Origin of the sequence: Zoogloea ramigera (assembly GCF_006539865.1) — a bacterium.
GTDB classification, from domain to species: domain Bacteria; phylum Pseudomonadota; class Gammaproteobacteria; order Burkholderiales; family Rhodocyclaceae; genus Zoogloea; species Zoogloea ramigera.
Genome location: NZ_BJNV01000004.1, coordinates 36,386 through 56,143 on the forward strand (window position 1 = coordinate 36,386; position 19,758 = coordinate 56,143).

Below are 19,758 nucleotides of genomic sequence, written 5' to 3' on the forward strand. Positions count from 1 at the left end.
CCGGCCCCATCGCACACCGGGGCGGGGCAGGCGCTTTGGCTGTTGTAGAATCAGCGCCTTCCGTTTTCATTGATGGCGAACCCCATGTTCCTTCCCAAGCGCCGCCTGCTCATCGCAGCCACCCTCAGTGCCGCCTTCCTCGCCGCCTGCGGTGGTGGCGGTGGCAGTTCCGCCCCCGCGCCCCTCAACGTGACGGCAGCCGCCGGTGACGAGCAGATCTTCGTCAAATGGGATGAACTCAGCGGCGTCGAATACTGGATGTGGCTCAAGGAAGGCGCCACCGTCGTCGTCGGCGACAAGACCGCCGTGGCCAAGGTCGGCACCAAGGGCAACGGCGTCGACAGCCCCTATATCTTCAACATCGTCCGCGCCAACACCCCGCTCACCAATGGCACCCAGTACGCCCTGGTAATCAACGGGCGCAAGGACGGTGGTGAAGGCGGCCCGGGCGCCGTCCCCGTCGGCGGGCCCGTCACGCCGCGTCTGGCTGGCGCCACCTGGAACGCCGCCACCCCCTTCGCCAGCGCCACCATGAACGGCGTCGCCTACGGCCGCAGCATCGGCAGCACCGGCCGCAACTCGTATGTGGCAGTGGGCGACGGCGGCGCGGTGTACAACACCCCCGACACCGACGACGACCGCATCTACCGCTCCACCAACGCCCTCAACTGGACGACGCCCACCGGCACCAAGCCCGCCGCCAGCATCGACCTGAAGGCCGTTGCGTACGACGCCAACAGCGGCCGCTACTACGCCGTGGGCAGCAACGGCAGCGTGGTGTACAGCAGCGACATCAACAACTGGACCACCCTCGGCAGCGCTGCCACCAACACCACCGAAACCCTCAACGCCATCGCCAGCAGCGGCGGCACCCTGGTGGCGGTGGGCAACAAGGGCACCCTGCGCTACTCCACCAACGGCACCACCTGGACCACCCCGGCATCGATCAGCGAAGACATCAGCGCCATCGACCTGCGTGGCGTCACCTACACCAACGGCGTGTGGGTGGCGGTGGGCAGCAACGGCAAGGTGCTCACCAGCACCAGCGTCGGCACCTGGACGGTGAGCACCCAAAGCGGTGACCTCACCGCCGTCGCCTCCGGCAGCCACACCCTCAACAGCGTCACCACCTATTACTACCTGGCCGTGGGCGCCGATGGCACCGTCCTCACCAGCACCAACGGCACCGCCTGGACCGCCTCCAACGTGGGCAGCGCCCTGCGCACCGCCGCGGTGGGCAGCCGCCTCATCGCGATGGGCGACAACGGCGCCGTGTGGTACCGCGAACTCGCCGGCACCACCTGGGCCGCCGGCACCGGCGCCAGCGGCAACATGCTCGGCATGATCCGCGCCCAGAACATCTACACCGCCGTTGGCGCGGCCGGCGCCAGCAACCACGCTTACTGACCCCGTACCGGCCGGGGCCGGCCGACCCCGCGTCGCGCCGGCCCACAAGTGGAGCTGCCAGCCCTGGCCGCTCCACTTTTCACTTCAACACCCCGACGTCCGCCCCATGTCCGCCAACGCCAGCCTCCTCGCCCGCTCCCTCGCCGCCGTGTGGCACCCGTGCACCCAGATGAAGCACCACGAGCAGCTGCCCCTCATCCCCATCGCCCGGGGCGAAGGCGCGTGGCTCATCGACATGGACGGCCGGCGCTACCTCGACGGCATCAGCTCGTGGTGGGTCAATTTGTTTGGCCACGCCAACCCGCGCATCGGCAACGCCCTCAAGGCCCAGCTCGACACGCTTGAGCATGTGATGCTGGCCGGTTTCACCCACGCGCCGGTGGTCGAGCTGTCCGAGCGCCTCGCGGCCCTCACCGGCCACGCCCTGGGCCACGCCTTCTACGCCTCCGACGGCGCCTCGGCCACCGAGATCGCCCTCAAGATGAGCGCCCACTACTGGCGCAACCACGGCCAGCCGGGCAAGAACCGCTTCGTCAGCCTGGCCGGCAGCTATCACGGCGAAACGGTGGGCGCGCTGGCCGTCACCGACGTGGCGATCTTCCGCGACGCCTACGCCCCGCTGGTGCGCGCCGGCAGCTGCGTGCCCAGCCCCGACGCCCGCAACGCCGCGCCGGGCGAGACCGCCGCCGACGTGGCCCGCCGCGCCGCCGCCGCCCTCGACGCCCACCTCGCCGAGCACGCTGATCAAACGGCGGCCCTGATCGTCGAGCCCCTGGTGCAGTGCGCCTCCGGCATGGTGATGTACGACCCCGAATACCTGCGCCTCGCCCGCCAGCTGTGCGACCGCTACCGGGTGCACCTGGTGGCCGACGAGATCGCCGTCGGCTGCGGGCGCAGCGGCAGCTTCTTCGCCTGCCAGCAGGCCGGCATCTGGCCCGATTTTCTGCTGCTCTCCAAGGGCATCTCGGGCGGCTACCTGCCGCTGTCCATCGTGCTCACCACCGATGACGTGTTTGCCGCCTTCTATGACGACGACACCGCCCGCGGCTTTTTGCACTCCCACAGCTACACCGGCAACCCGCTGGCCTGCCGGGCCGCGCTGGCCACCCTCGACATCTTCGAAGAAGACCAGGTGATCGCCCGCAACCGGGCCACCGCCGCCCGCCTCGGCGAGGCCTTCTGCGGCGCCGTCGGCAGCCACCCGGCCGTGCGCCACCTGCGCCAGCAGGGCATGATGCTGGCCTTCGACGTAGCCGGCGCCCCGCCCGGCTTCGCCCGCCGCTTCTTTGCCGAAGCGCTGGCCCGCGAGCTGCTGCTGCGCCCCATCGGCAACACCGTTTACACCATGCCGCCCTACATCCTCAGCGGCGCCGAGATAGCCCACCTGGCCAACCAGACCGCCGCCGCCCTGGAGGCCAGCCTTGGCTGAATGCCGCGACCCGCTAGACGAACTCGACGCCGGCCTCGCCGATCTCGACGCCGCCGGCCTCACCCGCCGCCGCCGCATTGTGACTACGCCATGCCGGCCCGAGGCCGGCCTCGCCGACCGCAGCGCGCCGGTGCTCGCCTTCTGCTCCAACGATTATCTGGGCCTCGCCGCCGAGCCCGCGCTGGCCAGCGCCGCCGCCCGCGCCGCGGCGCGCTGGGGTGTCGGCTCGGGCGCCTCGCACCTCGTCAGCGGCCACACCGCCGCCCACGAAGCCCTTGAGGCCCGCCTCGCCGCCTTTGTGGGCATGGACGACGCGCTGTATTTCTCCACCGGCTACATGGCCAACATCGGCGTGATGCCGGCCCTCGTCGGCCGCGGCGACGCGATCTTCGCCGACAAGGTCAACCACGCCTCGCTTGTCGACGGCGCCCTGCTGTCCCGCGCCGAGCTCATCCGCTACCCCCACTGCAGCCTCGCCGCCCTCGAGGCGCGCCTCGCCGCGTCGACGGCCCCGCGCAAGCTCATCGTCACCGACAGCGTCTTTAGTATGGACGGCGACCTCGCCCCGCTGCCCCAGCTTTTGGCCCTCGCCGAAGCCCACCAGGCCTGGCTGCTGGTGGACGATGCCCACGGCTTTGGCGTGCTCGGCCCCCAGGGGCGCGGCAGCCTCGCCCACTTCGGGCTGACTTCGCCGCGGCTTATCCTGATGGGCACCCTCGGCAAGGCCGCCGGCGTGGCGGGCGCCTTTGTGGCCGGCCACCACAGCGTCATCGAATGGCTGGTGAATACCAGCCGCAGCTACATCTTCACCACCGGCGCGCCGCCGCTGCTGGCCGAAACCCTGCTCACCGCCCTCGACCTCATCGAGCACGGCGACGCCCGCCGCGCCCACCTGGCCGCGCTGATCGCCCGCTTCAAGGCCGGCCTCACGCTCACCCGCTGGCAGCTGCTGCCCTCCGACACCCCCATCCAGCCGCTGGTGATCGGCGACAACCACGAAGCCCTCGCCGTCTCCCGCGCCCTCGACGCCGAGGGCCTGTGGGTGCCGGCGATCCGCCCGCCCACGGTGCCCAAGGGCGCGGCGCGGCTGCGCATCACGCTATCGGCGGCGCACAGTTTTGAACAGGTGGATCGCCTCGTCGCCACCCTCAAGCGCCTGGAGGCTCGCCACCCATGAACACCCTCGCCCGCCCCATCGTGCTGCTCCACGGCTGGGGCCTGTCGTCAAAAGTGTGGGCGCCACTGCAGGCCGAGCTGCCGGCCGCAAGCGCCCTCGACCTCCCCGGCCACGGCAGCGCGCTGCCCGCCGGTGACAGCCTGGCCGCCTGGGCCGAGGCCCTCGTCGCCCAGCTGCCCGACGGTGCGGTGCTGGTCGGCTGGTCGCTGGGCGCGCAGCTCGCGCTGCACATCGCCGCGCAGCACCCGCACAAGGCGGCGCGCCTGGTGCTGATCGCCGCCACCCCGCGCTTCGTGCAGGCGCCCGACTGGCCCGCCGCGCTGCCCGCCGCCACCCTCGCCGACTTCCGCGCTGACTTCGACACCACCCCCGACGCCACCCAGCGCCGCTTCACCGCCCTGCAGGCCATGGGCGACAGCCGCCGCCGCGACGTCACCGCCGCCCTCAACGCCGCCCTCACCCCCGCCGACGATACGCACCGAGCCGCCCTCGCCACGGGCCTCAAGCACCTTGCCGACACCGACCTGCGCGCCAGCATCGGCAGCGTCCACCAGCCCGTGCGCCTCATCCACGGCGCCGAAGACCGCCTGATGCCCGCCGCCGCCGCCGAATGGCTGGCCGACACGCTGCCCGACGGGCGCCTGTCGGTGTTCAAGGACTGCGGCCACGCCCCGCTGCTGTCCCGCCCCGCCGACTGCGCTGCATTGATCCAGGCCTTCGCCACAGAAGCCACTGAGGGCCCCCAGGGCCGGGCTTTGCCCAGCCCGCCCCCCGAGGGGGTTCAAGGAAACTTGGGGCGGCCCTGCGTTTCCTTGAGGGCCGGGCACTGACCATGCAAGCCCCCGCCCCCAAGCGCGCGGTGCGCGCCGCTTTCGACAAGGCCGCCGACCGCTACGACGCCGTCGCCTCGGTGCAGCGCGCCGCCTGCGACCGCCTGATTCAGCTCGCTGTTCGCAACGGCCACCAGCCCGCCCGCATCCTCGACGCCGGCTGCGGCACCGGCTACGCCCTGGCCGGCCTGCGGCAGCACTTCCCCGCCGCCGACCTCGTCGCCCTCGACTTCGCCCCGGCCATGCTGCGCCGCCACCCGCCCGGCCTGGCCCGCCCCCTGTGCGCCGACCTCGAACACCTGCCCCTCGCCGCGGCCAGCGTGGATGCCATCTGGTCGAGCTACGCGCTGCAGTGGTGCGCCCCCGGCCGCGCGTTTCCCGAACTCGCCCGCTGCCTGCGCCCCGGCGGCCAGCTGTGGATCGCCACCCTCGGCCCCGGCACCCTGGCCGAACTCCGCGACGCCTTCCGCCAAGTGGACGACGCCGAGCATGTGCTGCCCTTCCAGCCCCCCGAGGCCATCACCGCCGCCATCGAAGCCGCCGGCCTGCGGGTGATCGCCAGCGAGCGCGCCACCCTGCAGGCCTGGGCCCCCGACCTGCGCCAGCTCCTCGCCGACATCAAGACACTCGGCGCCCACCAGACCGGCGCCGCCCGCCGCAAGCCCCTCGGCAAAACCGCCTGGGCCCGCCTGCAGGCCGCCTACGAACAGCACCGCAGCGCCGCCGGCCTGCCCGCCTCCTACGACACCTTCTGGCTGATCGCCGAGAAACGCCCATGACCGCCTTCTTCATCGCCGGCACCGACACCGAGATCGGCAAGACCTTCGTCACCTGCGCCCTCCTCCACGCCGCCCGCGCCCAGGGGCGCGTGGCCGTCGGCATGAAACCCATCGCCGCCGGGGCCGACATGGTGGCCGGCGAGCTCATCAACGAAGACGCCGCCCGCCTGCGCGCCGCCGGCAGCTTCGACCCCGGCCTCGCGCTGCTCAACCCCTACTGCCTCAAAAGCCCCATCGCCCCCCACATCGCCGCCGCCGAAGAAGGCGTAGCGATCGACCCCGCCCCCATCCTCGCCGCCTTCGCAAAACTGCAGGCCCAGGCCGAGCTGGTGCTGGTCGAAGGCGTCGGCGGCTTCCGCGTCCCGCTGGGCAAAAGTTACGATACCGCCGACCTCGCCCGCGACCTCGCCCTGCCGGTGATCCTGGTGGTGGGCATGCGCCTCGGCTGCATCAACCACGCCCTCCTCACCGCCGAAGCCATCCAGGCCCGCGGGCTGCAACTCGCCGGCTGGGTCGCCAACCAGGTCGACCCAGCCATGCTGCGCTTTGAGCAGAACCTGGAAGCCCTCACCGAACGCCTGCCCGCCCCGCTGCTGGGCGTGACGCCGTTTCAAGCGGATGGCAACGCAGCCGGCGCCGCAGCAGGCTTGCGCTTGCCGGAGTGACAAGGACAGCAGCACATGCACACGGCGTAGGTCGGGTTAGCGCAGCGTAACCCGACATCCCCGACCATCTCCGACACCCCCTCGAACACCATCCCACCACCCTCCTGCATCCCTTCCACAAGGCCGTAGAGTCTTCCTACACACCCGTATATTCCTTCTACAAGGCCTTAGATTCCTTCCATACGCCCGTATATACCTTCTACAAGGCCTTAGATTCCTTCTACACGCTCGTATATTCCTTCCACACAGCCTTAGATTCCTTCCACACGCCCGTATATATCTTCTACAAGGCCTTAGATTCCTTCTACACGCCCGTATATTCCTTCTACACGGGCTTAGATTCCTTCCACACACCCGTGCAGAAGCGCCAGAACTCCTGCGTCCTACGCAGTTCCGGCTCACCCAGCCCCGCCACGGCCTGAGCCCCCCTCCCCGCCCGCCCGTCGTCTCCCCGCACCCAAGCCTTCCCCGTCGTCACCGCCAAGGCTCCTCTCCCCAACCACGCCGCGATCTCGCCCACCGCCTCCGCATCGCATCCGATCCCCCGTGCCACCCTCAAAATGACATTTACACCCCCACATGACAAGGGGTAGGATTGCCCGGAGTGGATAACCATCCACACTACCCACGAGGAGATCACGATGACCGGCCGCATCCCCCGCATTTCCAACGTCCAGCTCGACGCAGACGTCCAGACCATCCGCGCCCTCAAGGGCATCCCCGACTACAAACCCCACAACCCCGAGTTCAGCGCCGAAGCCGCCGAGGCCGCCGTCGATCGCATGGAAGCCACCGCCACCGCCGTCCTCCTCGCCGAAAACGCCCTCGCCGCCGCCCGCACCGAATCCCTCCTCGCCCGCGCCAACGTCCACGGCGTCGCCATCGGCGTCAAGGACGAAGTCACCGTGATCTACGGCTCCGACTCCGATCAAGTCGCCGCCGTCGGTTTGAAGAAGAAGTCGGACCGCAATCGGCCAAAGCGGAATCTGCCGAAGCAGGGTGAGTAAGGTTTAGACAAGTGCCCCGCCATGCCGGGAGGGATGGGCGTGGCGGGGAAAATGGCGGAATCGGTCAAAAGTGGACGTTCGCCGTTTGTTGGCGTTGGCGTTGGCGTTGGCGTTGTTTACGATAAGCCTCTGGCCATTTTGAATCCGTGACCCCATAAGAATTTGAAGGATTTTTCTCCAACTTAATCGATTGAACTAACATGGGCAATATTAGAAGCGATGTTTTGCCACATCTGGCTACTTATCCTAAAGAAGAGGCACTTCTAAAGCCTTTGCTTCCCAATTTTTTTGTAACCTGGGGGAGACGACGGCATGTGTGTAACACAGACGTCTCAGTCTATTTTCTCAACCCAGAGCCACACATATCAGAATCGTTTGGATTCGACAGCGAACTACTTGTTGTCTATTCTCCATTTGATGTCATAGAACCACGCGCCATCCAAGCCGCCGAGCAAATACTTTCGGAGGCTCCTGCAAAGGGGCGCGTAGAGCGACTTTCATATATCTTACTTTCTGAAGATCCAAACGTCGGGAAATGGTTGGCAGAATACTCCCTGACCAACAAGGAATCTCGACAAATCATCCCGATATATGCAGGTGATCTGCGCGCCGCCCTTGGAAACAATTGGTTTGTGCGGAACAAACTAAGCGAATTTCTACATGGACGCGACCTATTCGATATACGCCTTCCTCTTGAAAATGACACGTATTTTTTTGGTCGTGGAGATTTAGTTATACCGCTATTCGACGCAATCAAGCGCGGCGAAAATAGAGCCATTTTTGGACTACGAAAGACTGGAAAGACATCAATTCTCTTCAAGCTAGAGCGGATGCTCAAGGCAAACGACATTGCTGATGTCGTATACCTAGACTGCAAGCTACCTTCCGTTCGAAAACTTCGCTGGTTTGACCTTGTTAAGAAGATCTGTAGCGGCCTCGATAAAAATGCAGCAGGCAATTCATCGCTCTCATTCGACGAAGTCGGAGCCCCTGATTCTTTGATAAAAATTATAAGCAAACGGACAAAGCCAGCTCTTCTTATTTTCGACGAAATTGAATACATCTCGCCTTTTGCTTTAAACGACAAACATTGGCATGTGGACTTCATCGACTTTTGGCAGGCGATATGGGCATGCCAGAGCCGTAACCGCACTCTCTCCATATTGCTAGCCGGCGTCAATCCAACGGTCGTCGAGATGGATCAAGTTCAGGGTATTCAAAACCCTTTATTTGGGATTGTTTCTTATGAATTTGTCCGGGGGCTAAGTGAAGACGATATAAAAAATATGGTCAGAGTTCTTGGAAAGCGAATGGGGTTGCGATTTGACCATACCGCTTATTCTTATCTTTACAATCGATACGGCGGGCACCCATTACTCACTCGGCTGGCCTGTAGCTTCGAAAACAAGAAGGCAAAACTGGATTGCATCGAAAAGCCGATATCCTTTACTGCGGATTCACTCAAAGCCCACGAGACGGAACGCGATTCAGACCTCACCTTCTATTGCAGGCACGTAGTGTCGGAACTTCAACAATTTTATACCGACGAATACGCAATGCTTGAGATGCTTTCATCTCGCCAAACCATCGACTTTAATGATCTAGCCCCGTACCCTGAATACGTTAAGCATCTTGAAGCGTATGGTCTACTTGGCAAGGATTCGGCTAATCGCCCTCGCGTAGCGATTCCAGTTGTTGGTCGTTACGTAGCACTTGAACTAGCCAGGAAGGAGAATCGATCATCCATATTGCGCGTCGTGCCAGAGCCTGAACGCGCTACTTGGCTCAAAAAACGAGTCGAGTCCATATCCGCCGACTTGCGTGCTCTCGAGGATGCAATTCGAGGAGCAAAGACAGATACCCTTTTTGGCCCGAACTCCTTTCCCGAAGCGGATCGTTTTGCATCGCTGGGCGTTGTAAGGACAGCCCAAGACTTTGAACAATTTATTAACGTATGCAACCGCTGCTTTGTGGAGCCAAGTGATACGTATGGATCATCGGTCGGGAAGAATCATTACTTCTTTGATGTCATCAAGATGACCTATCCAGCACTTTTTGATGCTCTGCATAGAATTAGGTTGTATCGACATCACAACTTCCATGTCGCCCTGCGGCCAGGTGTAACACAGGAACTATTACGTTATCTTGAGCGGGATCTCGATGGTCGAGTGCCGGGCTCTGTCCCCGATCTTGATTTCATATTGCAGCAATGCGTGTTAGACGAACTACTTCTCGGCATTCAGGTTGAATTGAGCGAGATCGCGTAGCCTTTCGCTTCAAAACTGGAGACATCGGTAATTTGAGTATCTGCTTTGGGATTGAGTTGTCGATAAGTCAGTAATCGAGGTAGTGTTATCCGTCCGTGCCAGTCTACCCCCGCAATTTCGGGTCACGCTGCGCTGACACGACCTACGGAACTGCCGAACCTCCGGCCAACCGGATCTTGCACACCATCGCCATTCGAGGAACCCATGAAGCTTGTCACACCCTCCTTAGTCGTTGAAGAACTTGACGCATTCAAGAATGATGTACTCCACCGCAAACAATTTGGGGAAGCGCTGTCAAATCTAGTCACTAGATCAACGGACGAACTTGTAATTTCGCTTGATGGCAAGTGGGGTGAGGGAAAAACGACATTCGTAAAAATGTGGCAGGGTCTCTTAAAAGAGAACGGAATTCCCAGTATTTACATTGACGCATTTCAAAATGACTACACGGAAGATGCATTCATTTCAATTGCGAGCGCAATCACTTCATACGTAGAGCAGCACTCTTCAAAATCTCAGAAGAGTTCTGAGTTTAAGGAAAAAGCGAAGAAAGTTGGTGTTCGGCTTCTTTCATGGTCAGCAAAAATCGGCATCAAGGCAGCAACACTCGGAATTATCAAGGAATCCGACATTGACGCCTTATCAGAGATAGATGAAGACATTGCCGCCGACACTTCCGAAACAATCTCAGAATTGGTCGAGGAACGCCTGAGCGCACACCAGAAAGAGTCTGAGCTCATTCGATTATTTAGAGAGTCTCTTTCTAATTTACCAACAACCTTAACAGACAACAGCAGCGGTCGGCTTGTTATCGTAATCGACGAACTCGATAGATGCAGGCCCTCCTTTGCAGTTGAAGTTCTTGAGAAAATAAAACATCTTTTCTCTGTCAAGAATGTTGTCTTCCTTCTTGTGATGCATAAACAGCAACTAGAAGAGGCAATCAAGAGCGTATATGGGAACAACATTGACGCCCACACCTATCTCCAAAAATTTATTAATGTAGAGACATCTATTCCAAAGAGAATTAATGATCCATATAGCAACGATATACAGATTTACATTAACAAGCTTCTTCAATTGCACGAGATTACAACCTGGGGCGACAACCAGAAAATCGTTGATTGCTTGACTCCTCTTGCTGAGCACTTCAGTCTCTCGCTAAGACAGTTGGAGAAAGTCTTTACCAACTTGGCGATCATCTACAGCACATCAGGCAAGAATCATCTCCGACTTGTTCCTATTATTGTTTTTATCGCCGTCGTAAAAACAATCAACCCGAATGTGTTCGGCAGTCTTCTGCTGGGAAAAATATCGTTCCCAAGTCTTTGCGAACAACTTGGATTTCGGGAGCCTAGTGAACGACAGGAAAGAAATCAAAGTTTGTTCTGGCTGATGAGTTGGATCCGATTTTCGATGCTCACTGAATCCGAATATCAAGAGATCGACGCAGACGATCTAATCAAGGGATTCGGGCAGTCGCTTTGGGAGTACAACGTAAATCGAGAGCGGTTGATACCAATATTCTGTCAAAAGCTAAGCATGTTCACTGTGAACTAGCGGTGTATAACGTACCCTCGCCCACTCACCCCAACCTCCCAATCCTCGCCCCTGCCTCGTCGATATGCCTGCGAATCGCCCCAATACACGGCAAGAAACGACCAGAAAAGCCCCGGCAATCGCTAAGCAGCGCATGAAACCTTTCAGCCCGCAGCAGGGCTTCGTGCCAGAGCCCAGCATCAACCGCTGAAGACAAAGCAGCCGGCGGCAGGGTGTGCCATGCGCGAGCAGCGCCCGGAGGACGTCGGCGTCGCGCCAATGCTCGGGGTTTGGCGGCAGGCCGAGGCCGGCAGCGTGCGTCGAGGCGTAGGCGCGGCCGAGATAGCCCTGGGGCCGCATGTCGAACAGCCACCACGGCAGCCCGTCGCTGTGCAGGGCCGCGCCGGCGGCCTGCACCATGACGAAGCCTTCCGGGCGGACGGGGATGAGCGTGCCGAGGGCCTGGACCTGCCCTTCGTCGTTGACGCAGAAGATCGGCGCAACCACGAAGCCCGCCCTGCCCCGCTCAGGCGCCCCGCTGCCCCACTTGCCCCACTTGCCCCATTTGCCCCAACTGCCTCACCTGCTCAAACAAACAAACCCCCGCCGCCACCCCCACATTGAGCGACTCCATCCCCCCCGGCATCGGAATCTTCACCCGCTGGGTCGCCAGCGCGGCGACGGCGGGGGACAGGCCCTGCCCTTCCGAGCCGAACAGCCAGGCCACCGGGCCGCGGAGGTCGAGGGCGTAGAGGTCGACGGCGTCGCGCAGGTCCGCGGCGAGGATGTGGCCTTTGAAGCCTTGCAGCGCTTCGCTGGCGGCGACGTTTTCGAGGATGCGCAGGCTGAAGTGGGCGCCCATCGCGGCGCGCAGCACGCGGGGGGCCCAGGCCTGGGCGCAGCCGGGGGTGAGGAGGACTTCGGGGATGCCGACGGCGGCGGCGGTGCGCAGGATGGTGCCGAGGTTGCCGGGGTCTTGCACGCTGTCGAGCAGCACGCAGTTGCCGGTGAGGGGCCCAACTGCGGTGCCTGCGGCGGGCGCGGCAGGCACGGCGACCACGGCGAGCACGCCGCTGGGCGAGTCGACGGGGCTGACGTGGGCGAACAGGCGGTCGGGGAGTTCGATGAGGCTTTGTGGGTTGCAGCGGGCGAGCAGCGCGGCGATCTCGGGCTGGGCGCGGCCGCTTTCGCTGGCCACCACCAGCCGGGGCTGCCAGCCGCGCTCCAGCGCGACGCCCAGCAGGTGGGCGCCGTCGAGGAGGGTTTCGCCGCACAGGCGCCGCTCCCGCGCCGAGGTGGCGAGGGCGTGGAGCTGCTTGACGGTGGGGTTGTCGCGGGAGGTGATGAGCTTCATGCCGGGGCCCGCAAGCTAGATGGCGAGGCCGAGGCTGGCCAGCGCCACCACGAAGGCGCCGAGCAGCAGGTTGGTGGTGACGCGCTGGCGGATCTGATTGAGGGCTTGGGCGCCCTGGGCCCAGCTTTCAAGGGCCACCGCCTGCTGCAGCGCCTTCCAGGGGCCGAACCAGATGCTGGCAAAGATGGCGGCCATCACCAGGCCGACGCCTGCCATGGCGTGCCAGGCCAGCGGGGCCTGGGCGAAGCCCACCGCCAGCAGCATTGCGAAGCCGGAGCCGACGATGGCGGCCAGGGCCAGCCACACGATGGGGAAGAAGCGCGCCAGCACGCCGTTCCACAGGGCCAGCCGCTGGGGCGGCGGCAGCGCGAGCGAGGCCGGGCGCAGGCAGAAGTGGGCAAAGCTCATGCCGCCGACCCACACGATGACGCCGGCCAGATGCACGAAGAGCATGAGGTGATGCAGGGTCATCGGGTGTCGTCCTCGGTCCACAGGGGCGGGTTGGCGATGATGTCGCGCACCGGGCCGAAGCTGGTGCGGTAGATCTCGCAGGCGCCGTGGGCCTTGAGCGCGGCCAGGTGGGCGGCGGTGGGATAGCCCTTGTGGCCGGCGAGGCCGTATTGGGGGTAGCGGCGGTCGAGCTCGACGAGCAGCGCGTCGCGGGCGGTCTTGGCCAGGATGGAAGCGGCCGAGATCTCGGCCACCAGCGAGTCGCCCTTCACCACCGCCTCGCAGGGCACGTCGAGGCGGGGGCAGCGGTTGCCGTCCACCTGCACGCGGGCGGGCACCACGGCCAGGCCAGCCACCGCGCGCTGCATGGCGAGCATGGTGGCGTGGAGGATGTTGAGGCGGTCGATCTCGGCGACGCTGGCCTCAGCGATGCACCAGGCGAGGGCCTTCTCGCGGATCTCGATGGCCAGCGCGTTGCGACGCTTTTCAGAGAGTTTTTTGGAGTCGGCCAGACCGACGATGGGCCGGGCCGGGTCGAGGATGACGGCGGCGGCCACTACCGGCCCGCACAGGGGGCCGCGGCCGGCTTCGTCTACGCCGCAAAGGAGATCATTGGGGAGGCTCACCGGGCGCGCCCCTGCAGGTAGGGCAGGATCGCCGCGGCGGCCTTGGCGGCGGTGTCCTGGCGCAGCTGGAGGTGCATGTCGGTGAAAACGCGGGTGAGCTCGTCCACCCGGGCCGGGTCGGCGAGCCAGCCGTCGAGGGCGTCGGCGAGGGCCTGGGGCGTGGCGGCATCCTGCAGCACTTCGGGCACCACCTCGCGGCCGGCCAGCACGTTGGGCAAACCCACCCACGGCAGGTAAGCCAGCCGCCGCATCAGGCGGTAGGACCACTTGCCGATCTTGTAGGTGATGACCATCGGGCGCTTGAGCAGCGCGGCCTCGAGGCTGGCGGTACCGCTGGCCACCAGCACCACGTCGGCGGCGATCATCGCCTCGACGGCGTGGCCGAACAGGATGCGGATGGGCAGATCGAGGTGGGCGTGGCGGCGCAGGGCCTCTTCGAACAGCAGGCGGGTCTCGCGGGTGGCCAGGGGCACCAGGAAGCGCGCGCCGGGGTGGCGCTCATGGAGCTGCGCGGCGGTGGCGATGTAGGTGTCGGCGAGGTTGCGCACCTCGGACTGCCGGCTGCCCGGCAGGAAGGCGAACACCGGGCCGCCCGGGGAGATCTGCAGCACCTCGCGCATGCCCTCACGGTCGGGCACGAGGGGGAAGACATCGGCCAGCGGATGGCCCACGTAGCTCACCGGCACCCCGGCCGCCCGGTAGAGCTCGGGCTCGAAGGGGAACAGGCACAACATGTGGCTCACCGCGCGGGCGATGCCCTTCAGGCGGCCGCGGCGCCAGGCCCAGATCGACGGGCTGACGAAATGGATGGCCGGAATGCCGCGATCTTTAAGGCGCTTCTCGAGCCACAGGCTGAAGTCGGGGGCGTCGACGCCGATGAAGGCGGCCGGCGGGTCTTTCTTGAGCAGATCGAGCAGGCTGCTGCGGATGCCCGACAGCTCGCGGTAGTTCTTGAGGGCGTCGACGTAGCCGTGCACGGCCAGCTTCTCCGCCGGCCACAGGGCCTTGAAGCCGACCGCCTGCATCTTGGGGCCGCCGATGCCGAAGAACTCGGCATCCGGCAGGTGGCGCTGGAGCGCCTTGATCAGGTGACTGGCGAGGAGGTCGCTGGACGCCTCGCCCGCAACCATGGCGATGCGCAGAGCCATGGATCAGCGGACGATGCCGCGCCCGGAATCGGCTATGAAGTCGGAGAAGAGCTGCAGCTCGGGGGCCGCCTGCGCCGCCTCGGCGATCTGCGCCCGGGCCTCGGCCAGCGGCAGGCCGCTGCGGTAGAGGGTTTTATAGGCGCGCTTGATGGCCATGATGCCGTCGCTGCTGTAGCCGCGGCGCTTGAGGCCTTCGCTGTTGATGCCGTGGGGCGAGGCCGGGTTGCCCGACACGGTGACGAAGGGCGGCAGGTCTTGCAGCAGCACGGTGCCGACGCCGCAGAAGCTGTGGGCGCCGACGCGCACGAACTGGTGCACGCCGGTGAAGCCGCCGAGGATCGCCCAGTCGCCCACGCTGACGTGGCCCGCGAGGGTGGCGTTGTTGGCGAAGATGGTGTTGTTGCCGACCATGCAGTCGTGGGCCACGTGCACGTAGGCCATGATCCAGTTGTCGTTGCCGACGCGGGTCAGGCCGCCGTCCTGGACGGTGCCGGTGCTGAAGCTGCAGAACTCGCGGATGGTGTTGCCGTCGCCGATCTCGAGGCGGGTGGGCTCGGCGGCGTATTTTTTGTCCTGGGGTTCGGAGCCGATCGAGCAGAACTGGAAGATCCGGTTGTTGCGGCCGATGCGGGTGTGGCCTTCGACGACCACGTGGGGGCCGATGCTGCTGCCCTCCCCGATCTCCACATGCTCGCCGATCACCGAATAGGCGCCGATCTGGACGCCCTCGGCGATCCGCGCGCCCGGGTGGACGATGGCGGTCGGGTGGATGCTCATCGCTTGATCGCACACATGAAGTCGGCCTCGGTGGCGAGCTCGCCATCGACGCGGGCAACCGCCGAGAACTTCCAGATGTTGCGCATCTTGCGCACGATCTGGGCTTCCATCACGAGCTGGTCGCCCGGCACCACGGGGCGCTTGAAGCGAACGTTGTCGACGGAGGCAAAGTAAACGGTGGAGCCTTCGTCGGGCACCGAGCCGTCGGTCTTGAAGGCCAGCACGGCGGCGGTCTGGGCCATTGCTTCGATGATCAGCACGCCCGGCATCACTGGGTTGTGCGGAAAATGGCCGGGGAAGAAGGGCTCGTTGATGGTGACGTTCTTGAGGCCGACGATGCGCTTGCCGATTTCCAGCTCGACGATCCGATCCACCAGCAGGAAGGGGTAGCGGTGGGGGATGTACTGCTTGATCTCGTTGATGTCGATGATGGCGCTCATGATTTTTTGTCCTGTTCGGCGAGCTTCTTCTCGAGCTCGCGCACGCGTTCGGCCATAGCGTCGAGACGACGCAGGTGCGAAAAATTCTTCACCCAGTCCGCATGCGGCTGCAGCGGAATCATGGCCGTGTAGACCCCGGGCCTGTCGATGGATTTGGTGACGTTGGTGTCGGCGGAGATCACGATGTCGTCGCCGACCTCCAGGTGGCCCGAGAAGCCGGCCTTGCCGCCGACCTGCACCCGCTTGCCGACGGTGGTGCTGCCCGCCAGGCCGGCCATCGCCGCCATGATGGTGTCTTCACCGACGCGGCAGTTATGGGCGACGTGGATGAGGTTGTCGAGCTTCACGCCGTTGCCGATCACGGTGTCTTCGAGGGCGCCGCGGTCGACGGTGGTGTTGGCACCGATCTCGACGTCGTCACCGATGACGACGCCGCCGATCTGGGGGATCTTCACCCAGCGCTTGTCGGCGTCCCGCGCGAAGCCCAGGCCGTCGGCCCCGATGACCGCGCCGGAATGCAGGATGGCGCGGGCACCGATGGTGCAGCCGTCGTAGATCTTGACCCCCGCATGGAGCAGCGACCCCGCACCGATGGAGACGCCGTCGCCGATCAGGCAGCCGGCACCGACTACGGCGCCTTCGCCGATGTGGCAATCAACGCCGACCACCGCGTTGGGGCCCACCGACACCGACGCCGGCAGCTCGGAGGCCACCACCGCGCTCGGGTGGATGCCCGCCGGCACCGCCTTGGGCGGGTTGAACAGCTGGGCCGCCCGGGCGAAGTAGAGGTAGGGATCGGGCGTGAGGATGCGCGGGCGGTCGGTGAAGTCGGCCGCCTTGGGCGACAGGATGAAGGCCGACGCCCGGCTCGCATCGAGCGCGGCACGGTATTTGGGGCTGACCAGGAAGGCGAGATCGCCCTCCTCCGCCTTGTCGAGGGCCGCGATCTGGCGCACCACGACCGCCGGGTCACCAACGAGCTCACCACCGAGCCGGCTGACCAGCTCGCCAAGGGTTGTTTCCATCGCCGACTGCACTTACTTGGCTTCGGTGAGGGCCTTGATCACCTTGTCGGTGATGTCGATGCGCGGGCTGGCGTAAACCGCTTCCTGGAAGATGATGTCGTACTTCTCGGCCTCGGCGATCTGGCGGATCGTCTTGTTGGCACGCTCCAGAACGCCGGCGAGCTCTTCGTTGCGGCGCTGGTTGAGGTCTTCACGGAACTCGCGCTGCTTGCGCTGGAAGTCGCGGTTGAGTTCGTTGAACTCACGCTCCTTGTTGCGGCGCTCGCCCTCGGCCATGGTCATGCCGTTCTTTTCGAGGGCTTCCTGCATGCCCTGCAGCTGCTTGGCCAGGCGCTGCAGTTCCTGGTCACGCTTCTCGAATTCCTTCTCGAGCTTCTGCTGGGCTTTCTTGGCCGGCGGAGCTTCTTTCATGACCCGATCGGAATTGACGAACCCGACCCTGACTTCGGCAGCGGCCGTCTGCGCAAACACGGCGAGCACCAGGGCTGCCAGCGTCGATTGAACAATTGCTTTCACTCAAACCTCCATCAACATCATTGCCGCAGCGATCAGAAAACCGTGCCCAACTGGAACTGGAACTTCTGGGTCCTGTCCCCATCTTCCTTCTTGAGTGCCTGACCCAGGCTGAACTTCAGCGGGCCGACCGGCGAGCTCCAGGAGAAGGCCAGGCCCGCACTGTAACGCAAATCGGACGCCTGGACCTTGTCGTCAGGCCCCCACACATAGCCGGCATCGGCGAACAGCGACAGGCGCATGGACTTGTCCTTGCCCTGCCCCGGCATCGGGAAGTAGTACTCGGCGTTCGCCACGGCCCGGCGGTTACCGCCCAGCGAGCGCGTGTAGTTGTTGGCGTCGATGTAGCGCGGGCCGAGGGTGCTCTGCTGATAGCCCCGCACCGAGCCGATACCGCCGGCGTAGAAGTTCTTGTAGAACGGCAGCTCCTTGCCGTCGTAGCCGTGGGCGTAGCCGATGTCGCCGTTGAGCATCAGGGCGTGGCCGCCGCCGAACGGGAACCAGTGCTGGTGCTGGTAGCTGCCGCGCACGTAGCGCAGGTCGAGCACCGGGGTCGCCACTTCGAGCGAGGCCCGCTGATACACGCCGGAGGTGGGATACAGGAAGCTGTCGCGGCGGTCGCGCGCCCAGCCGGCGGTCGCCACCAGGCTGCGGGCGGTGTCGCCGAAGTTGTTCACGAAGCTGATGTAGGGCGCCGGGCTGGTGTCGAAGACGTCGATCTTGGTCTGATCGATGGCCAGGCCGAAGTTGATGCGATCATCCTCGGCGATGGGGTAACCAAAGCGCACGCCGGCGCCGATAGACGACGACTTGTAGGTGGCCACCGACAGCGAGGTGGGGTCGACGTTACGCTGATAGACGTCCCAGCCGATGCTGACCCCGTCCACCGTCCAGTAGGGATTGGTGAAGGACAGCGCAATGGTGCGGTTGATCCGGCCGGTGTTCATCTGCAGGGTCATCGCGTTGCCGGTGCCGAACAGGTTCTGCTGGGCGATGGACGCGGAGAGGATGACCTTTTCGGCGCTGGAGAAACCCGCACCCAGCATCAGGTTGCCGGTGGCGCGCTCCTTGACCGTGAAGTTGGCATCGACCTGGTCGGTGGAGCCCGGCACGGCCGGGGTCTCGATGGCGACATCCTCGAAGTAGCCGAGGCGATCGAGGCGCACCTTGGAGCGGTTGATGGCCGCGCCGTCGTACCAGGCGCCTTCCATCTGGCGCATCTCGCGGCGCAGCACCTCGTCGCGGGTGCGGGCGTTGCCGGCGAAGTTGATCTTGCGCACATACACCCGACGGCCCGGATCGACGAAGAAGGTGAAGGCGACTTCGCGCTTGACCTTGTCCACCTCGGGGGCGGCGTTGACGTTGGCGAAGGCATAGCCTTCGTTGCCGAGCCGGTCGCTGAGGGCCTTGGTGGTGGCGGTGACGCTGTCACGGGAGAAGGTGTCCCCCGCCTTGAGCTTGAGCAGCGGCTGCAGATCGGCCTCGGGCACGACCATCGTGCCAGCCAGCTTGACGTCGGAGATGGTGTACTTCTCACCTTCGGTGATGCTGAGGGTGATGTAGATGTCTTTTTTGTCGGGCGTGATCGACACCTGGGTGGAGTCGATGCTGAAATCCAGATAACCCCGGTTGAGGTAGAAGGAGCGCAGCGCCTCGATGTCGGCCGACAGCTTCTGCTTGGAATACTGGTCGCTCTTGGAGTACCAGGTCATCCAGCCCGGCGTGGTCAGGGCCATCAGGTCGAGGAGTTCCTTCTCCTTGAACACCTTGTTGCCGATGACGCTGATCTGACGGATCTTGGCGGCCTCGCCCTCCACCACGTTGAAGTTCACGCCGACGCGGTTGCGCTCGAGGGGCGTGACGGTGGTGGTGATCTGGACGCCGTAGAGGCCCTTGGACAGATACTGGCGCTTCAGCTCCTGCTCGGCGCGTTCGAGCACGGCGCGGTCGAAGATGCGGGACTCGGCGAGCCCGACCTCCTTGAGCCCCTTCTTGAGGGCGTCCTTTTCGAATTCCTTGATGCCGACGAAGTCGATCTGGGAGATCGCCGGGCGCTCATCCACCAGCACGACGATCACGTCGTTCTCGACCTCCAGCCGGACGTCCTTGAAGAAGCCGGTGGCGAACAGGGCCTTGATGGCCTGGGAGGCTTTTTCTTCAGAGAAGCGTTCGCCGACCTTCACGGGAAGGTAGCTGAACACCGTACCGGCTTCGGTACGCTGAATGCCTTCGACACGGATATCCTTGACGACGAATGGCTCAAAAGCGAGTGCGGGCGATGCGAGCAAGGCCGCGATCACCCCGGGGAGTAACTTGGATTTCATC

General features: G+C 64.3%; 19 protein-coding genes. 9 read left to right on the plus strand and 10 right to left on the minus strand.

Going from position 1 to position 19,758, the window contains the following annotated elements:
- Nucleotides 1-84 precede the first annotated feature (84 nt).
- The 9 genes from ZRA01_RS01205 to ZRA01_RS01245 all read left to right on the plus strand — a co-directional run bounded on the left by ZRA01_RS01205 (nucleotide 85) and on the right by ZRA01_RS01245 (nucleotide 11,121).
- Entirely contained in the window at nucleotides 85-1,407 is a 1,323-nt protein-coding gene (locus tag ZRA01_RS01205) for a WD40/YVTN/BNR-like repeat-containing protein (RefSeq protein ID WP_141348923.1), read from the plus strand.
- A gap of 106 nt (nucleotides 1,408-1,513) precedes the next feature.
- Nucleotides 1,514-2,836, plus strand: coding sequence for an adenosylmethionine--8-amino-7-oxononanoate transaminase (bioA, locus tag ZRA01_RS01210; protein ID WP_141348924.1), 1,323 nt, complete (start codon nucleotides 1,514-1,516; stop codon nucleotides 2,834-2,836).
- Nucleotides 2,829-4,013, plus strand: coding sequence for an 8-amino-7-oxononanoate synthase (gene bioF, locus ZRA01_RS01215; RefSeq protein ID WP_141348925.1), 1,185 nt, complete (start codon nucleotides 2,829-2,831; stop codon nucleotides 4,011-4,013). The genes bioA and bioF overlap by 8 nt, the downstream gene beginning before the upstream one ends.
- Nucleotides 4,010-4,843, plus strand: coding sequence for an alpha/beta fold hydrolase (locus tag ZRA01_RS01220; RefSeq protein ID WP_141348926.1), 834 nt, complete (start codon nucleotides 4,010-4,012; stop codon nucleotides 4,841-4,843). Before bioF ends, ZRA01_RS01220 begins: the two co-directional genes overlap by 4 nt.
- Before the next feature lie 2 nt (nucleotides 4,844-4,845).
- Complete coding sequence (gene bioC / locus ZRA01_RS01225; RefSeq protein WP_141348927.1) at nucleotides 4,846-5,622, plus strand: malonyl-ACP O-methyltransferase BioC; 777 nt, start codon at nucleotides 4,846-4,848, stop codon at nucleotides 5,620-5,622.
- Entirely contained in the window at nucleotides 5,619-6,287 is a 669-nt protein-coding gene (gene bioD / locus ZRA01_RS01230; RefSeq protein ID WP_141348928.1) for a dethiobiotin synthase, read from the plus strand. The genes bioC and bioD overlap by 4 nt, the downstream gene beginning before the upstream one ends.
- Nucleotides 6,288-6,928: 641 nt before the next feature.
- Nucleotides 6,929-7,294 carry a hypothetical protein gene (locus ZRA01_RS01235; RefSeq protein WP_141348929.1) on the plus strand — a complete coding sequence of 122 codons (366 nt, stop codon included), beginning with the start codon at nucleotides 6,929-6,931 and terminating at the stop codon, nucleotides 7,292-7,294.
- 200 nt (nucleotides 7,295-7,494) lie between these two features.
- Nucleotides 7,495-9,561: an ATP-binding protein gene (locus ZRA01_RS01240; RefSeq protein WP_141348930.1), complete on the plus strand. Its 2,067-nt coding sequence runs from the start codon at nucleotides 7,495-7,497 to the stop codon at nucleotides 9,559-9,561.
- Between the two features lie 204 nt (nucleotides 9,562-9,765).
- Nucleotides 9,766-11,121, plus strand: coding sequence for a KAP family P-loop NTPase fold protein (locus ZRA01_RS01245; protein ID WP_141348931.1), 1,356 nt, complete (start codon nucleotides 9,766-9,768; stop codon nucleotides 11,119-11,121).
- On the opposite strand, the gene ZRA01_RS20795 is transcribed toward ZRA01_RS01245, so the two are convergent.
- Genes ZRA01_RS20795 through bamA form a run of 10 tightly spaced genes read right to left on the minus strand, consistent with a single transcriptional unit; the run spans nucleotide 11,098 to nucleotide 19,757 of the window.
- The gene (locus ZRA01_RS20795) at nucleotides 11,098-11,607 is read right to left on the minus strand and encodes a hypothetical protein (protein ID WP_218028628.1); all 510 of its coding nucleotides are present in this window, start codon (nucleotides 11,605-11,607) and stop codon (nucleotides 11,098-11,100) included. The two genes, ZRA01_RS01245 and ZRA01_RS20795, sit on opposite strands and share 24 nt — an antisense overlap.
- Nucleotides 11,608-11,626: 19 nt before the next feature.
- Nucleotides 11,627-12,454 (minus strand): TrmH family RNA methyltransferase, encoded by an 828-nt coding sequence (locus ZRA01_RS01255; RefSeq protein ID WP_141348932.1) that lies wholly within the window; start codon nucleotides 12,452-12,454, stop codon nucleotides 11,627-11,629.
- A gap of 15 nt (nucleotides 12,455-12,469) precedes the next feature.
- Entirely contained in the window at nucleotides 12,470-12,925 is a 456-nt protein-coding gene (locus ZRA01_RS01260; RefSeq protein WP_141348933.1) for a CopD family protein, read from the minus strand.
- A complete protein-coding gene (rnhB, locus tag ZRA01_RS01265; protein WP_141348934.1) occupies nucleotides 12,922-13,530 on the minus strand; it encodes a ribonuclease HII in 609 nt (202 codons plus the stop codon). The genes ZRA01_RS01260 and rnhB overlap by 4 nt, the downstream gene beginning before the upstream one ends.
- The gene (lpxB, locus tag ZRA01_RS01270; RefSeq protein WP_141348935.1) at nucleotides 13,527-14,678 is read right to left on the minus strand and encodes a lipid-A-disaccharide synthase; all 1,152 of its coding nucleotides are present in this window, start codon (nucleotides 14,676-14,678) and stop codon (nucleotides 13,527-13,529) included. Before lpxB ends, rnhB begins: the two co-directional genes overlap by 4 nt.
- Nucleotides 14,679-14,681: 3 nt before the next feature.
- Nucleotides 14,682-15,455, minus strand: a complete 774-nt coding sequence (gene lpxA / locus ZRA01_RS01275) for an acyl-ACP--UDP-N-acetylglucosamine O-acyltransferase (RefSeq protein WP_141348936.1) — start codon at nucleotides 15,453-15,455, stop codon at nucleotides 14,682-14,684.
- Entirely contained in the window at nucleotides 15,452-15,883 is a 432-nt protein-coding gene (gene fabZ / locus ZRA01_RS01280) for a 3-hydroxyacyl-ACP dehydratase FabZ (protein WP_141348985.1), read from the minus strand. The genes lpxA and fabZ overlap by 4 nt, the downstream gene beginning before the upstream one ends.
- Before the next feature lie 8 nt (nucleotides 15,884-15,891).
- On the minus strand, nucleotides 15,892-16,920 hold the full coding sequence (gene lpxD / locus ZRA01_RS01285; protein ID WP_141348937.1) for a UDP-3-O-(3-hydroxymyristoyl)glucosamine N-acyltransferase: 1,029 nt from the start codon (nucleotides 16,918-16,920) through the stop codon (nucleotides 15,892-15,894).
- A 12-nt stretch (nucleotides 16,921-16,932) separates the two neighbouring features.
- Nucleotides 16,933-17,436: an OmpH/Skp family outer membrane protein gene (locus ZRA01_RS01290; RefSeq protein ID WP_141348938.1), complete on the minus strand. Its 504-nt coding sequence runs from the start codon at nucleotides 17,434-17,436 to the stop codon at nucleotides 16,933-16,935.
- A gap of 32 nt (nucleotides 17,437-17,468) precedes the next feature.
- Nucleotides 17,469-19,757, minus strand: a complete 2,289-nt coding sequence (gene bamA, locus ZRA01_RS01295; RefSeq protein WP_141348939.1) for an outer membrane protein assembly factor BamA — start codon at nucleotides 19,755-19,757, stop codon at nucleotides 17,469-17,471.
- Nucleotide 19,758: the final 1 nt, after the last annotated feature.

Bases quoted from the DNA above. Each gene is read 5' to 3' on its own strand.
- ZRA01_RS01255 (WP_141348932.1), bottom strand. From the start codon at position 12,454: ATGAAGCTCATCACCTCCCGCGACAACCCCACCGTCAAGCAGCTCCAC.
- ZRA01_RS01260 (WP_141348933.1), bottom strand. From the start codon at position 12,925: ATGACCCTGCATCACCTCATGCTCTTCGTGCATCTGGCCGGCGTCATC.
- ZRA01_RS01235 (WP_141348929.1), top strand. From the start codon at position 6,929: ATGACCGGCCGCATCCCCCGCATTTCCAACGTCCAGCTCGACGCAGAC.
- lpxD (WP_141348937.1), bottom strand. From the start codon at position 16,920: ATGGAAACAACCCTTGGCGAGCTGGTCAGCCGGCTCGGTGGTGAGCTC.
- ZRA01_RS01240 (WP_141348930.1), top strand. From the start codon at position 7,495: ATGGGCAATATTAGAAGCGATGTTTTGCCACATCTGGCTACTTATCCT.
- lpxA (WP_141348936.1), bottom strand. From the start codon at position 15,455: ATGAGCATCCACCCGACCGCCATCGTCCACCCGGGCGCGCGGATCGCC.
- ZRA01_RS01220 (WP_141348926.1), top strand. From the start codon at position 4,010: ATGAACACCCTCGCCCGCCCCATCGTGCTGCTCCACGGCTGGGGCCTG.
- ZRA01_RS01245 (WP_141348931.1), top strand. From the start codon at position 9,766: ATGAAGCTTGTCACACCCTCCTTAGTCGTTGAAGAACTTGACGCATTC.
- bamA (WP_141348939.1), bottom strand. From the start codon at position 19,757: ATGAAATCCAAGTTACTCCCCGGGGTGATCGCGGCCTTGCTCGCATCG.
- ZRA01_RS01205 (WP_141348923.1), top strand. From the start codon at position 85: ATGTTCCTTCCCAAGCGCCGCCTGCTCATCGCAGCCACCCTCAGTGCC.
- bioD (WP_141348928.1), top strand. From the start codon at position 5,619: ATGACCGCCTTCTTCATCGCCGGCACCGACACCGAGATCGGCAAGACC.
- lpxB (WP_141348935.1), bottom strand. From the start codon at position 14,678: ATGGCTCTGCGCATCGCCATGGTTGCGGGCGAGGCGTCCAGCGACCTC.
- bioC (WP_141348927.1), top strand. From the start codon at position 4,846: ATGCAAGCCCCCGCCCCCAAGCGCGCGGTGCGCGCCGCTTTCGACAAG.
- bioA (WP_141348924.1), top strand. From the start codon at position 1,514: ATGTCCGCCAACGCCAGCCTCCTCGCCCGCTCCCTCGCCGCCGTGTGG.